The organism is Streptomyces sp. NRRL F-2664, assembly GCF_000719345.1.
Classification (GTDB): Bacteria; Actinomycetota; Actinomycetes; order Streptomycetales; family Streptomycetaceae; genus Streptomyces.
The window spans coordinates 62,146-75,902 of sequence record NZ_JOFX01000016.1 but is presented as its reverse complement, the minus strand read 5'-3'; the positions used below and the strand labels follow the sequence as shown (position 1 = coordinate 75,902).

Sequence of the window (13,757 nt, the reverse complement as noted above, 5' to 3'; positions counted from 1 at the left end):
CCCGCCGCACCGCGCTGTGCGGCGCGGCGGCCGGCCCGTTGGGCTTCCGTTCGGTCGGGGGGGGTCAGCGGGCCAGCGCTGCGGACTCCTCGTCCGGGGCGCAGACCTCGGGACGACGCGGGACCGGGGCCTGGGCCGCGGGCACGAGGAAGCGCGAGACGCTGCGCAGCTTCTCGCGGGTCTCTTCCAGCTCACGTTCCGGAGTGGAGTGGGCGACGATCCCGGCACCGGCGCGCAGCCAGGTGCGGCCCTCGTGCCGGTAGACGCTGCGCAGCACGAGCGCCGCGTCCACCGTCCCGTCCGCGTCCACGGTCAGCACCGTTCCGCTGTAGAGGCCGCGGGTGCCGCCCTCGGCGCGACGGATGAGGTCGCACCCCTCGGCCTTGGGGATACCGGACGCGGTGACTGCCGGGAACAGCGCGCCGACGGCGTCCCAGGCGGTGCGCCCGGCGGCCAGGGTGCCCGAGAGGCGGGAGGCAAGGTGCTGGACGCTGCCGCGCTCCTTGATCGACATGAAGTCGTCCACGGTCACGGTTTCCCGGATGCAGACCTGCTGGAGTTCCTCGACGACCAGGCGGACGGAGGCGGCGTGCTCGAAGACCTCCTTCTCGTCGCGGTAGAGCTCGGCCCGGCGCCCCGCATCGCCCTCGGGGTCTCCTTCGAGGGCCCGCGTCCCCGCCAGCGGCTGGGCGACGACGTGGCCGTCTTCGGTGATCGCGGCGACGATCTCCGGGCTGAAGCCGGCGGCTTCCCAGCCTCCCAGGCGCAGCAGGAACGACCGGGCCGGATCGTTTCCGCGGCGGCCCTCCACGAAGGTGGCGGGCAGGTCGACCGGCGCGTGCACCGGCACGGCACGCGACAGGATGACCTTGGTGAGCCTGCCGGCGCGTATCTCCTCCACCGCCCCGGCGACCGCGGCCTTGTAGGACTCCGCGTCGTGGTGGTCGATGTCCGCGGCGACGCGGCGGGGGCTGCCCACGGCACCGCCGAGCGCAGCCGCCGAGCGCACCCGCTGCTCCAGGACGTCGAGCTCGCTCACGTCGAGGGTGCGCAGCAGCGCACCGCCCTCCTCCAGTCGCACCTCGCGCGCCGGCACGGCCAGCACGGCCAGCGGGGCGTCACCGGGGGTGGCGGGCAGCCCGTGCAGGGGGTGGCTCAGCTCGAAGGCCGCCCAGCCGTAGGCACGCCAGCCCCGGACGGGTACGGCGGCGAGAGCCTGGTCCAGGGCCTTGAGCAGGCCGCCCTCGGCGGTGAACAGCGCGGTGGTGGTCGCCGCTCCGGAGCTCTTGACGGTGAGGATGGTGCGGTCCGGGTGGACGGTGATGGTGCCGTGTTCGCCTTCCGCCCATCCGACGACGCCTCGGTTCTCGTAGAGCACGTAGGCGTCCGCCGAGGTTTCCGACAGGGCAGCCGCGGTGCTCAGCACGTCGCCGGACAGCGGAATCCGGCGCTCATGGTAGGCAGGGGCCAGGGTCACGACGTCTCTCTCTTTCCCGGAGTGGGTGGGTCCGGTCGGGCGGGCGGTCCCGCGGGGATCGGTGGAGGAGCGCGCCGCGGACGCTCCGCTCGGGGAGGGGTCCGCCTCACCCCGCAGGGTGCGCAGCACGTGGTCGACCACGGTGGGCAGCTGGTCCAGCAGGTAGAAGTGACCGCCGGCCAGGGCCTCCGCGACGGTCACCCGGGAGGCGACCTCCCCCCAGCGAGGGGCGTCCCAGCCGGGCGTCGCGAGGTCGGAGGCGCCCCGCAGCACGCGGACCGGCGTACTGAGCCGGGCTCTGCGGAGGTCCGGTGCGTAGCGGCCGATGACCTCGAAGTCCGCTCTGCACGGAGGCAGGATCAGTCCGTGGATCGCCGGGTCGTCGAGGAGTTCGTCGGGGGTGCCGCCCAGGCTGCGCAGATACGCGACGATCTGCGCGTCGTCGTAGTCGGCGACGGGCGACGGGGCCTCCAGCAGTCGGCGGGGGCTGGGGCGGCCCGAGACGACCAGGCCCACGGGCCGCGGTCCCGGCCGCAGTTCGAGGCGACGGGTGACCTCGAAGGCGACGGACGCGCCCATGCTGTGTCCGAAGAAGACGGTCGGCCGGTCCAGGCAGCCGGTCACCGCCCGCGCCAGTGAGGCGGCCAGATCCGCCATCCGCGTGAGCGCCGGCTCGGCCGTGCGGCGCTCACGCCCCGGGAGGACCACCGAGAGGACTTCCACGTCCTCCGGGACCGCACGGGCCCAGTCCCGGAAGAAGGCCGGGGCCCCGCCGGCCGGGCCGAAGCACACGATGCGTGCCGCCGCGTCCGGCCGCGGGGCGTACCGGCGGAACCAGGCGCAGGCACCGTCGCCCCCGTGCCCGAGCGGGTACTCAGGCATGGTCCGGCCCCGCGGACGGGGCGCCGCCCAGGTCCTCGGCCGCCAGCTGCGCCTCGATCTCCTCGTCGGAGAGGGCGTCGATCTCCAGGAAGATCTCGGCGACGGCCTCCAGACGGCCGCCGTCCTCCTCACGGGCGCCGAGGGTGCGGGCCAGGCCGGCCACGGTGAGGGAGGCGAGGACGTCGTGGACCGACATGTCCTCGAAGTCGAGGGCCTCACGAAGCCGGGTCGTGATCCGCGTGGCGAGGAGGGAGTCGCCCCCGAGGGCGAAGAAGTCGTCCTCCCGGCCCACGGACTCGGCGTCGAGCACGTCGGCCCAGACGCGGGCGATCACGTCCTCCAGCGCGGTCTGCGGCCCGGCCGAGTCACCGTCCGTCCGCAACTGCGCGGCGAGGAGCTCGCGCAGGGCACGGCGGTCCGTCTTGCCGTTGGCGGTCAACGGCATCTCGTCGAGCACGGCGAGGGCGTCGGGCAGCATGTGGGCGGGCAGGAGCTCGGCGGCCCGGGCGCGGACGTCTGCCGCGTCGGCCCGCTCGGCCCCCGTCGCGACGACGGCACACAGCCTCGGGGTGGGGCCGGTGCCGAGGACGAGGGCGGTGGCCCGACGGACCGCCGGATGCTGCGCCAGAGCCGCCTCGACCTCGCCGAGTTCGATCCGGAAGCCGCGGATCTTGACCTGGTCGTCGGCGCGTCCGAGGAACTCCAGGGTCCCGTCGGGCCAGTAGCGTGCGCGGTCGCCGGTGCGGTACCAGCGCAGTCCGTCCCGTGCCAGGAAGCGGTCCGCGGTGCGGTCGGGGTCGCCGCGGTAGCCGTCGGCCACGCCCGTCCCGCCGATCCAGAGCTCGCCCGCGACCCAGTCGGGGCAGTCCCGTCCCTGGGCGTCGACGACCCGGCAGCGGACGTTGCGCAGGGGGGCGCCGTACGGGACGCTCGTCCACCGGGCGGGCACCTGTCCCCCGACGGCCTCCTGGACCGTGGAGTGGATGGCGGTCTCGGTGGTGCCGCCCAGACCGAGGAAGCGGCAGTCGGGGACCTGGGCGTGCAGCCGCACGGGCAGGTCCACGCCGACCCGGTCACCGCCGAGGAGGACGGCGCGCAGCGTGTCGCCGAGCGGGTCCCGCTCGGCCGCGGTCAGCAGCATGTCGAGCAGGCCGGGTACGCAGTTGAGGACGGTGACGGCGTGCCGGCGGATCAGGCCCGCCCAGGCGGCGGCGTCCTTGCGGCCGGACTCGTCGACCGTGACGACGGCGCCGCCCGCGGACAGGGGGGCGAAGATGTCGAAGACGGACAGGTCGAAGTCCAGGGCGGACAGGGCCAGGGTGCGGTCGCCGGGGCCCAGGGCGAGCCGTTCCACCAGGTCGTCGATGGTGTTGGCCGCGGCCCGGTGGGACACCTCGACGCCCTTGGGCTCGCCGGTGGAGCCCGAGGTGAACAGGACGTACGCGACGGCTTCGGGCGCGGTGTACACCGGCTCGGGCAGCGGGTCGGGCCAGGTGACGGCCTCGCCCAGGGCGAGGACACCGGGCCCGGCGGTCGAGCCCAGGACGGTGGTCGCTCCCGCACGGTCGCGAATGGTCTGCGCCCGGGCGGCGGGCTGCTCGATGCCGATCGGTACGTAGTGGGCGCCGGCGGCGTGGACGCCGAGGACGGCGACGATCTGCTCGGGCCCCTTGGGGAGGCTGATCGCGACGGCGTCGCCCGGCTGGACCCCGCGGTCGCGCAGGGCTCCGGCCACGCGCAGCGCCTGGTCCGCGACCCGGCCGTAGCCGAGGGCCGTGCCGTCGGGGGCGAGGATCGCCGGCGCGGCCGGCTGCTCGGCCGCCCGGGCGAAGAAGCTGTGGTGCAGCGGGTTCCGCGGTACGGGGCCGTCGGTGCGGTTCGCCTCGGCGCGCACGGCGAGCTGGGCGGGGGTGACGAGCGGTCCGACCGGGACGTCCCAGGCGGTGCCGTCCGCGAGTCGGCCGACCAGGTCGGTGAAGGCCGCGAACATGGCTTCCGCCGTGCCGTCCGGGAACGCGTCCGACCGGACGTCCCAGTTCGCGAGGAGTCCGTCGTGGAGTTCGGTGATCTGGGCGTCGAGGAGGACCTGGGGGCCCTGGGAGACGATCCATACCGGCTCGCCCAGTACGCGCTCCACCTCGGTGCCGAAGAGTTCGCCGAGGTCGAGGGCGCTGGTGAAGACGACCGGCGCCAGGACCTGCGCGCCCTGGTCGCGGGAGAGGTCCCGCAGGACCTCCACGCCCGAGTACGAGGAGTGGGCGGCTGCGGCGTGCATCCGGTCCTGGGTGTCGCGCGCCCGGTCCGCGAAGCTGAGGGTCCCGGTCAGGTCGACGTCGAGGAGGACCGAGCTGGTGAAGTCGCCCACGACCAGGTCCACATCGGGGTGGAGCGGTCGGCGGTCGAACATCGGTACGTTGAGCAGGAAGTGGGGCGCTCCGCTCCAGGCGCCCAGCACCTCGGCGAAGGCGGTGGCGGCGGCGACCGCGGGCGTGACGGCGTGCTTGCGGGCCTGCTCGGTGAGCCCGGCCCGCTGCTCGGGGGCGAGCCAGTGGTGGAGCCGGGTGACGCGGTGGGCCGGGCCGCGTTCCGCCTCGGGACGGGTCGGCAGGTCGGGCGCCCCGGGGAGCCCGCCCAGGCGTTCGCGCCACCAGGCCACGTCCTGCGGACGGGGCGGCCGGGCGCGGCGTTCCGCGAGGTAGCGGGAGTAGGTGTAGCCGAGTGCCGGCAGCGGCTGGTCGGGGTGCTCGTAGAGGTGGACCAGGTCGGCGAGCATGACGCGGAAACTGCGTGCGTCGGCGGCCAGCATGTCCACGTCCACGTGCACCCGGGTACGGCCGCCGGGCAGCCGGGTGAGCCGTACGTCGAAGACCTGTCCCTGCGCCACGTCCAGCAGCTGGTGGGAGAGTTCCTCACGCAGCCGGCCGGCCTTCCGCTCGGCCTCCTCCTCGCCGGCGTCGCGCAGGTCGAGCACGGGGAGCCGCGTGCCGCGCGTCCACGGTCCGACGACCTGTCGGCCGTCGTCCAGGATCCGCGCGCGGAGCATGGGATGCCGCTCGGCGAGGGCGGCCACGGCCGCGCCCAGCCGGTCCGGGTCGACGCCGGTGCCCTCGAACTCCGTGTACAGGTGGGCGGCCACCGCTCCCAGGGTCTGCGATCCTCGGCCGATCCAGTAGGCGTGCTGCATCAGCGCGAGGGGGAAGGGCTCCGCCTCGTCGTGGAGGCCGTCGGCTCCGTCCGGCCGGACCGGGGCGGGGGTGGTGCCCTCGCCGTCGACGGGCTGCGGAGCGGCGGCGGTGAGCAGGGCTCCCCATCCGGCCAGGGTCGGCCGCCGCGCCAGGTCGGCGAATCCCACGTCCGTCCCGGCCCGCCGTAAGCGGTCCGCGATTCTCATCAACTTGAGTGAGTCCAGGCCGAGTTCGATGAGGTTGACCTGGTCACCGACGGGTTCGGCGTCCGCGCCCAGCAAGTCGGTGACCATACGGCGGAGGTCGTCGATCGACAACATGAAGCGGCTTCTTCCTGACGCGTCGTGTGGTGAAGGAGTCGCGGGCCCGGTGCGTGCGCCTTCCGGGAGGCCGGGCGAAGGCGGCAGAGCCCCGTGGAGTGCTGTCGAGGCAGTGTCAAAAAGCTTGTGTGGCAACGGACATGACCATCCTGGCCACCTTCGCGACGGGAGGTGTGCAACGACGAGAGTTAGGTTAACCTAACCAGACCTGTTTGTGGATGCCGCCGGCGGTTCCGGCGTCCGCGCCCCTGACGAGCGGAACAGAGCGAGTGCGCACGGCGCCCCCGGCCCAGGAGAGTCGAGTCATCGTGACCCAAGACGCCAGCACGCCCCCCACTCCCCTGCCTTCAGGACTGACCCCCTGGCCGCGGGAGACCGCAGCCCGCTACGTGGCGGCCGGTCACTGGGACGGTCGTACGCTCGGTGGCCTGCTGCGCCATTGGGCACAGGAGTACGCGGACCGCACCGCCGTCGTGGCCGGATCCGAGCGGCTGAGCTACCGGCAACTCGACGAGCGCGCGGACCGGATGGCCTCCGGCCTCGCCGATCTCGGCATCGGGGCCGGTGACAGGGTGCTCGTGCAGCTTCCCAACGACGCCGCGTTTGCGGTGCTGTTCTTCGCGCTGGCACGCCTGGGCGCCGTACCCGCGCTGACGCTGCCCGCCCACCGGATCACCGAGATCGGCCATCTCGCGCGCCTCTCCGGTGCGGTGGCGTACGTGATCGCGGACGAGTACGGGGCCTTCGACTACCGGACCCTGGCCGCGGCCGTGCTGGAGCAGGCGCCCGAGCTGCGGCACGTCCTGGTCGCCGGCGACCCCGGCCCGTACACGGCGCTCGCGAAGGTGGATGCCGAGCCCCGCTCCTTCCCCGACCCCGACCCCGCCGACCTCGCCCTCCTGCTGGTGTCGGGCGGTACGACGGGGGTGCCCAAGCTGATTCCGAGGACGCACAACGACTACGGGTTCAACGCCCGTGCCAGCGCCGCGGCGTGCGACCTCGACCAGGGCACCGTGTACCTGGCGTGCCTGCCGATCGCGCACAACTTCCCCCTGGCCTGCCCCGGCATGCTCGGCACCCTGTCGGTCGGCGGCAAGGTCGTCCTGGCGCCGTCGCCGGCCCCCGGGGACGCCTTCCGCCTGATCGAGTCCGAGCGGGTGACGCACACCGCGCTGGTGCCGCCGCTGATCCCGCTGTGGATCGACGCGGCCGAGTGGGATCCGGCCGACCTCTCCAGCCTGCGGGTCCTGCAGGCCGGCGGGTCCAAGCTCTCCGCCGACCTGGCCCGGACGGTCCCGGACACCCTCGGCTGTGCCGTGCAGCAGGTCTTCGGCATGGCCGAGGGCCTGCTCAACTACACCCGTTCCGCGGACGACGCCGACCTCGTCGCCGTGTCCCAGGGGCGCCCGCTCAGCGAGGACGACGAGCTGCGCATCGTGGACGGCGACGGGCAGGAGGTCCCGCCCGGCGAGGTGGGCGAACTCCTGGTGCGGGGCCCGTACACGCTGCGGGGCTACTACCGCGCCCCCGAGGTGAACGCCGTGTCCTTCACCCGCGACGGTTTCTACTGCTCCGGTGACCTCGTCCGGCAGCTGCCCTCCGGCCACCTCGTGGTGGAGGGCCGGGTCAAGGACACCATCGACCGCAACGGTGAGACCGTCTCGGCCGAGGAAGTGGAGGCCCATGTGGCCGCCCACCCGCAGGTGCGCCGCTGTGCCGCCGTCGGGATCCCCGACCCGGGCGGCGAGGGAGAGCGGATCTGCGCGGTCGTCGTGCCGGTCGGCGCCGCCGGTCCCACCGTGCAGGAACTGCGCGGGTTCCTGCTGCAGCGGGGCGTCGCCTCGTTCAAGCTGCCCGACCGCGTGTCCACCGTCGCCGAACTGCCCCTCACCGCCATCGGAAAGATCGACAAGCGTGCTCTGCGCACCCTGCTGACCACGTCCGACCAGACCTGAGCCCGGGACCCGATCGAGAGAGGCACCTCCTCATGAGCAACCCCTTCGACGACGAGAACGCAACGTTCCTGGTGCTGGTCAACGACGAGGGCCAGCACTCCCTGTGGCCGTCCTTCCGGACGGCTCCGGACGGCTGGCGCAGCGTGCTCGGACCGGTCTCCCGGCCCGAGGCCGTGGCCTACATCGAGACCGCGTGGACGGACCTGCGCCCCCGGAGCGTGGCTCAGGGCGGGTAGGGGTGCCCGCCGAGCAGCGCCGCGCCGCCGCAAGGCCCCCCGCCGCTCACGCGGCGGGGGGCTTCCCCACGGGCGGGCCGTTCAGACAACGTCGGCGCGGGCCTTCGTGACGGCCGCGGCGAGGTCGTTCAGCACCTTGGTGAAGCGCTGGTAGGTGAACGGGGTCTCGGTCTGCCAGTCGGCGACCTGGCCGGCCTGGACCGCAGGGGCGGCCTTCCACGTGGGGTAGCCGTCGAGCTGCTGGTGGGTCAGGCCGCCTTCGGGACGCGCGTCCTCCAGGACCAGGTCGGCCTTGTAGCGTCCGGCCTGCTCCCAGCTGAGGGACTCGAAGCCGGCTTCGGGATTCTCGGGCTTGACGATGTCCAGGCCGAGCTGCTGGAAGTACTTCACGTCGCCGTGGAAGGCGGGGTCGGCGACGAAGCAGTTCTCCTTGGTGCCGGAAACGACGGCGACCGACAGTCCCTTCTTGCCCTCGGCGGCCTTCTTCACGGCTTCCGCAGCGGTCTCGAACTCGGCCTTCGCCTTCTTGATCCCGGCGCTCTCCGGGTCCGCGCCGAGGGCCGCGGCCAGCTCCCCGAACCGCTTGACGGCATCCGGGACCGCCACTCCCATCAGCTGGACGACGGCGATCGGCGCGACCTCCTCGACCTTCTTCATGATGTCTTCGGGGATGTACCAGACCATCGGGCCGTACGCGATGGTGACGATGAGCTCGGGCTTCAGGGAGATCAGCTTCTCCATCTGGAACTCGCCGAAGGCGGTGCCGACGGAGGTGGTCTTCGACAGGTCGACGTTGCCGATCTGCGGGCTGGGCCTGCCGTCCTCGGTCTTCTGGGGTCCGAAGATGCCGACGGGCTGGATGCCGAAGTCCCAGAGCGCCGCCGCCGGGTGCGACTGGGCGACGACGCGCTCCGGGCGCTTGGGCAGCTCGATCTTCTTGCCGCGGTCGTCGGTGAAGCTCCAGGGACCGCTCGGAGCGGGCTGCCCCGAGGGGCCCTTGGCCGGGGTCCCGGGCCTGTCGGAGTCCCCGCAGGCGGCCAGCAGCGGCGCCGCGGCGACGAGGCCGGCGAGGGCGAGGAATCGGCGCCGGTCGGGCCGGACCTCCTGGGAGGAAGAGGCCGAGGCGTTGCTGAAAAGGGGCATGGTTGTCCTTCCGAGCGGCCGGTGGCCGCGGGGGATCGTGCGGGGTGGTGGTGCGCGGATCCTGCGTGCCGGGCAGAGTGCCGGTCAGCCGGACGTGACCGCCGGTTTCGCCGTACGGGCGACGCCGTGGTGCCTGCCGAAGGGGATGATGTGCGGGCCGCCGCCCGCGGGATCGTCGATGACCGTGCAGCTGAGCCCGAAGACCTCGGTGACGAGTTCCTCGTCGATGACGTCGGCCGGAGCTCCCTCGGCGACGATCTCGCCCTGTTTCAGGGCGATGACGTGGTCGGCGTAGCGGCAGGCGTGGTTGAGGTCGTGGAGGACCAGGACGACGGTGCGGCCCTGGTCGCGGTTCAGATCGACGACGAGGTCGAGGATGTCGATCTGGTGGGCGAGGTCGAGGTGGTTGGTGGGCTCGTCGAGCAGCAGGACGGGGGTGCCCTGGGCGAGTGCCATGGCGATCCAGGCCCGCTGGCGCTGACCGCCGGAGAGTTCGTCCACGCTGCGGTCCGCCTGCTCCGTGAGGCCGGTGGCATCCAGTGCGTCGTGGACGGCCTGCTCGTCCTCGGGCGACCACTGCCGCCACCACGACTGGTGCGGGCTGCGACCGCGCTTGACGAGGTCGAGGACGGTGATGCCTTCCGGCGCGACCGGTGACTGGGGCAGCATGCCGAGACGGCGTGCCAACTCCTTTCCGCGCAGTGAGTGGATGAGCTGACCGTCGAGGTAGACCGAGCCCCGCTCGGGCGCCAGCAGGCGGGAGAGCCCGCGCAGCAGCGTGGACTTGCCGCAGGCGTTGGCCCCGATCACCGCGGTGACCCTGCCGGCCGGGATGACCACGTCGAGGCCCTCGACGACGCGTCGGCCGTCGTAGGCGAGGGTCAGCCCCTCGGCCACCAGCCCCTTGGGTCGTTCGTCCACGTCAGCCTCCTGATCCGGTGCGGTTGGACCTGCCCAGCAGCCAGAGCAGGCAGGGGGCGCCGAGCACACCGCACACGACGCCCACGGGGAGTTCGGTACCCTCCAGCAGCTGGCGGCCCACCGCGTCGCCGACGAGTACGACGAGGGAGCCGACCAGGGCCGACGGCACGAGGGCCGGGCCGGGCGCGTCGACCAGGCGCAGCGCGATCTGGGGGGCGACGAGCGCGACGAAGGCGATCGGCCCGGCCGCGGCACTCGCGAACGAGACCAGGGCCGCGCCGACCACCAGGAGGGCGATCCGCGCGGTCTGGACCGGCAGTCCGAGGACCTTGGCGGTCTCGTCGCCGAGCTGGAGCCCGGTCAGCCACGGCCCGACCAGCACCACGGCCGGCAGGAGCACGGCCAGGGACACGGCCAGCGGGCCGACATGGCTCCAGTCACGGGCGTTGAGGCTGCCGGTGAGCCACATGAGGGCCTGCTGGGCCTGGTAGACGCCGGCCTTGAGCAGGAGGTAGCTCGTCGCGCTGGTGCACAGGGCGGCGATGCCGATGCCGACCAGGACGATGCGGTATCCGGTGGTGCCGCCCTTCCAGGCGAGCAGGTAGATCACGGCCGTGGCGCCCAGGCCGCCGGCCAGGGCGAAGCTCTGCAGACCGATGCCGGAGCCGACGCCGAACAGCAGGCCGGCCGTCGCCACGGTCCCCGCGCCCGCCGAGATGCCGATGACGTCCGGGCTTGCGAGGGGGTTGCGGGTGAGGGTCTGGAAGATGGCGCCGGCGACTCCGAAGGCCGCCCCGCACAGCAGCCCCACGAGCGCCCGCGGCAGGCGCAGGTTGTGGACCACCATGTGGGTGGCCGGGTCGCCGCCGCCGAAGAGGGCTGCGACGACCTCGGAGAGCGGGAAGTCCAGCTCACCGAAGGCGACTTCGACGACAAAGGCTAAGCCGACGGTGACGGCGAGGACGAGGGATACGACGACGCTGCGCGGCCGCACGACCCAGGAGGCCCGCGTCCGGGGCACCCGCAGGACGATGCCGCCTGCGGACCGGGGACCGGCGGGCGCCGGCGCCGGCGCGAGGGTGGTGGGCATGTCTCAGAGCTCCCGCAGTCGGCGTCGGCGGACGGACAGGATGAAGAACGGGGCACCGACCGCCGTGACGACGATGCCGACGTGCAGTTCGTCGGGACGGGCGATCAGCCGGCCGACCAGGTCGGCGGCGATCAGCAGGCACGGGCCGAGCAGCGCCGAGTGGACGACGATCCATCGGTGGTCGGGTCCGGCGAGGCGGCGTGCGATGTGCGGGATGACGAGGCCGATGAAGGCGATCGGCCCGCAGAGGGCGACTGCACCGCCGGCCAGCAGCGTGACGGCTGCCGCGCCGCGGATGCGGACCCGGCCGACGTTCTGCCCGAGTGCGGTGGCCACCCCGTCGCCGAGGGCGAGTTTGTTCAGGGCCGGGGCGGTGGAGGCCGCCAGCAGGGCGCCGGCTCCGAGGAAGGGCAGCACCCCCGCGAGCACCTCCGCGGGCTGGCCGGTGAGCGAACCGACCGCCCAGAAGCGGAAGTCGCCCAGCGCGGCCGCGTCGAACAGGAGCACCGCGTTGACGAGGGACAGCAGCAGTGCGGACATGGCGGCGCCCGAGAGGGCCAGCTTGGCCGGTGTCGCGCCCCCCCGGCCGGCGGCGCCGAGGGCGTAGACGAGCGCGATGGTCAGGAGCGCTCCGGCGAACGCGAACCAGACGAAGCCGTGGACGGCCGTGACGCCCAGCAGACCCGTACCGACCACGACACCGAGCGACGCCCCGGCGCTCACGCCGAGGAGTCCCGGATCCGCCAGGGGGTTCCGCGTCAGTCCCTGCATCAGGGCCCCGGAGACGCCGAGGGCGGCGCCCACGACGAGCCCGAACTCGGTCCGCGGCACGCGCATGCGGTGGATGATCCCGGACTCCTCGCTGCCGTCGGGATGGAGCAGGAGGTCGAGCAGGCGGTCGGGGGGAATCGACTTCGTGCCGAGGGCGAGTGAGGCCGCGCAGAGCAGCGCCAGGACGGCCAGGGTCACGGGAACGACGATGAGGTGGGGAGCAGTCCGACGCGAAGCCGCCTCGGGCGGTGGAACCGACGCCGCAGTGGGGCTGGGGGCACCCCCCCGTGCTAAGCGCGGTGGGGGAGATTCTGGAGGCACCTGGAAAGGATAGCCATACCTAACTATCGGCCAGCAAGCGTTATGCAGATGCTGTTGCGCCTCTGTTATCCCCTCGTCCGACCTCGTCGTTATCGGGTCTGGTTGTAACCGACTGGCCTTCGTTGCGCCACAGTTGACGGTACATCAGGGCAACGGCGGCGAGGGCCGCCAGGCAGAGCGCTCCGCCGCCGGCGACGGCCGCGGCGGGCCCCACGGCCGAGGAGGCCAGGCCGGCGATCACACCACCGAGCGCGGGGGCCGTCATGGCCTGGGCCAGCCACAGACTGCTGACCCGCCCCTGCAGCGGATCGGGCGTGTGGGTCATCAGCAGGGTGCGGCGCATCATCTCGGAGATCGTGTCCGCCACTCCGCCGAGGGCCAGGAAGACCAGGCCCAGGCCGAGCCAGGGGCTGAGCCCGAAGCCGATGCAGGCCAGTCCCCAGCCGGCCACGGCCGCGCACAGGACGCGCCAGTGACGCTGCGTGCGACCGGTCCAGCCGGACGTGAGCGAGGCCAGCGCCGCCCCGATCATCGGCGCCGTGGTCAGCAGGCCCACCAGCTCGGGGCCGCCCCCCAGCCGGCGCTCCGCCAGCTCGGGGAAGAGCGCCTGCGGCGCGGCGAACACGGCGACGCACAGGTCGACGACCAGGACGGCCGACACGATGCGGTGGCGAGCGACGAACCGGAAGCCTTCCCGCAGGTCCGCCACGGCGCCCGCGCCGCCGCTGCCGGGGCCGGAGCGGTCCGCCGGGGCATCCGGGGGGCCGTCGGACGCCTCCTCGGCACCCGGCGCCTGCGCACCGGACGGCCCGGGCGCCTCGGCCCCGGTGGGCGGCATGCGGTCCAGCCCGGTCAGCAGGAGCGTCGTGACCGCCGTACCCACCGCCGCGAGCGCGAACGTCGTCGCCAGACCCGGTCCCGCGATCAGCAGGCCCCCGAGCATCGGGCCCGCGATGGCGCCGAGAGTCGTGGTGACGGTCACCAGCGCGCCCGTTGCGGGCAGGTGCTCCTCGCTCACGAGGGCCGGCAGGACGGCGGTGAGGGCGGTCTCGGCGACGCCTTCGGTGAATCCGAAGAGGGCGCCGGTGACGTAGACCACCCAGAGCGCCGGACGGTCGGCGGCCGCGTTCACGGCGAGCACCGCGAAGGTGACGACCGCCCACCCGCTGCCGACGAGGATCAGGCCCTTGCGGTCCCGCCGGTCGGCGAGGACGCCACCGGCCAGGAAGCCCAGGAGCAGCCCGGAGGCCAGCACGAGGCTGACCAGGCCGACCTGCGCGGAGGAGCCGGTCTGCCCGTAGACCTGGACCACGACACCCACGGAGGTGAGCCCGATGGCGAGGAGAGCAAGGACCCGGGCGGCCAGGACGCGGCCCAGCGGGCCGCCGGCCCGGAGTGGGGAGAGATCCAGTGCCAGCTCTTTGATACGCAACTCCCGGCCTCCACCTGGGGTTTG

Annotated in this window: 9 protein-coding genes; 2 read left to right on the top strand and 7 right to left on the bottom strand. The window is 73.5% G+C overall.

What is annotated here, in order from left to right; translation table 11 throughout:
• Positions 1 to 64: 64 nt before the first annotated feature.
• Positions 65 to 2,359, bottom strand: coding sequence for a salicylate synthase (locus tag IF89_RS42105; RefSeq protein ID WP_078628335.1), 2,295 nt, complete (start codon positions 2,357 to 2,359; stop codon positions 65 to 67).
• Complete coding sequence (locus IF89_RS0116435) at positions 2,352 to 5,864, bottom strand: non-ribosomal peptide synthetase (protein WP_043194014.1); 3,513 nt, start codon at positions 5,862 to 5,864, stop codon at positions 2,352 to 2,354. The genes IF89_RS42105 and IF89_RS0116435 overlap by 8 nt, the downstream gene beginning before the upstream one ends.
• Positions 5,865 to 6,172: 308 nt before the next feature.
• Here IF89_RS0116435 and IF89_RS0116430 point away from each other — a divergent pair, with 308 nt between their 5' ends.
• Both IF89_RS0116430 and IF89_RS0116425 read left to right on the top strand, forming a co-directional pair.
• Positions 6,173 to 7,819 carry a (2,3-dihydroxybenzoyl)adenylate synthase gene (locus IF89_RS0116430; RefSeq protein ID WP_324605339.1) on the top strand — a complete coding sequence of 549 codons (1,647 nt, stop codon included), beginning with the start codon at positions 6,173 to 6,175 and terminating at the stop codon, positions 7,817 to 7,819.
• 32 nt (positions 7,820 to 7,851) lie between these two features.
• On the top strand, positions 7,852 to 8,055 hold the full coding sequence (locus IF89_RS0116425) for an MbtH family protein (protein ID WP_030767720.1): 204 nt from the start codon (positions 7,852 to 7,854) through the stop codon (positions 8,053 to 8,055).
• 81 nt (positions 8,056 to 8,136) lie between these two features.
• Here IF89_RS0116425 and IF89_RS0116420 read toward each other — a convergent pair whose 3' ends face one another.
• The 5 genes from IF89_RS0116420 to IF89_RS0116400 all read right to left on the bottom strand — a co-directional run bounded on the left by IF89_RS0116420 (position 8,137) and on the right by IF89_RS0116400 (position 13,733).
• Positions 8,137 to 9,198: an ABC transporter substrate-binding protein gene (locus IF89_RS0116420; protein ID WP_030767718.1), complete on the bottom strand. Its 1,062-nt coding sequence runs from the start codon at positions 9,196 to 9,198 to the stop codon at positions 8,137 to 8,139.
• A gap of 84 nt (positions 9,199 to 9,282) precedes the next feature.
• Positions 9,283 to 10,119 (bottom strand): ABC transporter ATP-binding protein, encoded by an 837-nt coding sequence (locus IF89_RS0116415; protein WP_043194013.1) that lies wholly within the window; start codon positions 10,117 to 10,119, stop codon positions 9,283 to 9,285.
• Position 10,120: 1 nt separating this feature from the next.
• Complete coding sequence (locus tag IF89_RS0116410) at positions 10,121 to 11,209, bottom strand: FecCD family ABC transporter permease (RefSeq protein ID WP_030767715.1); 1,089 nt, start codon at positions 11,207 to 11,209, stop codon at positions 10,121 to 10,123.
• 3 nt (positions 11,210 to 11,212) lie between these two features.
• The gene (locus tag IF89_RS0116405; RefSeq protein WP_199820513.1) at positions 11,213 to 12,178 is read right to left on the bottom strand and encodes a FecCD family ABC transporter permease; all 966 of its coding nucleotides are present in this window, start codon (positions 12,176 to 12,178) and stop codon (positions 11,213 to 11,215) included.
• Between the two features lie 163 nt (positions 12,179 to 12,341).
• Positions 12,342 to 13,733: an MFS transporter gene (locus IF89_RS0116400; RefSeq protein WP_051807119.1), complete on the bottom strand. Its 1,392-nt coding sequence runs from the start codon at positions 13,731 to 13,733 to the stop codon at positions 12,342 to 12,344.
• Positions 13,734 to 13,757: the final 24 nt, after the last annotated feature.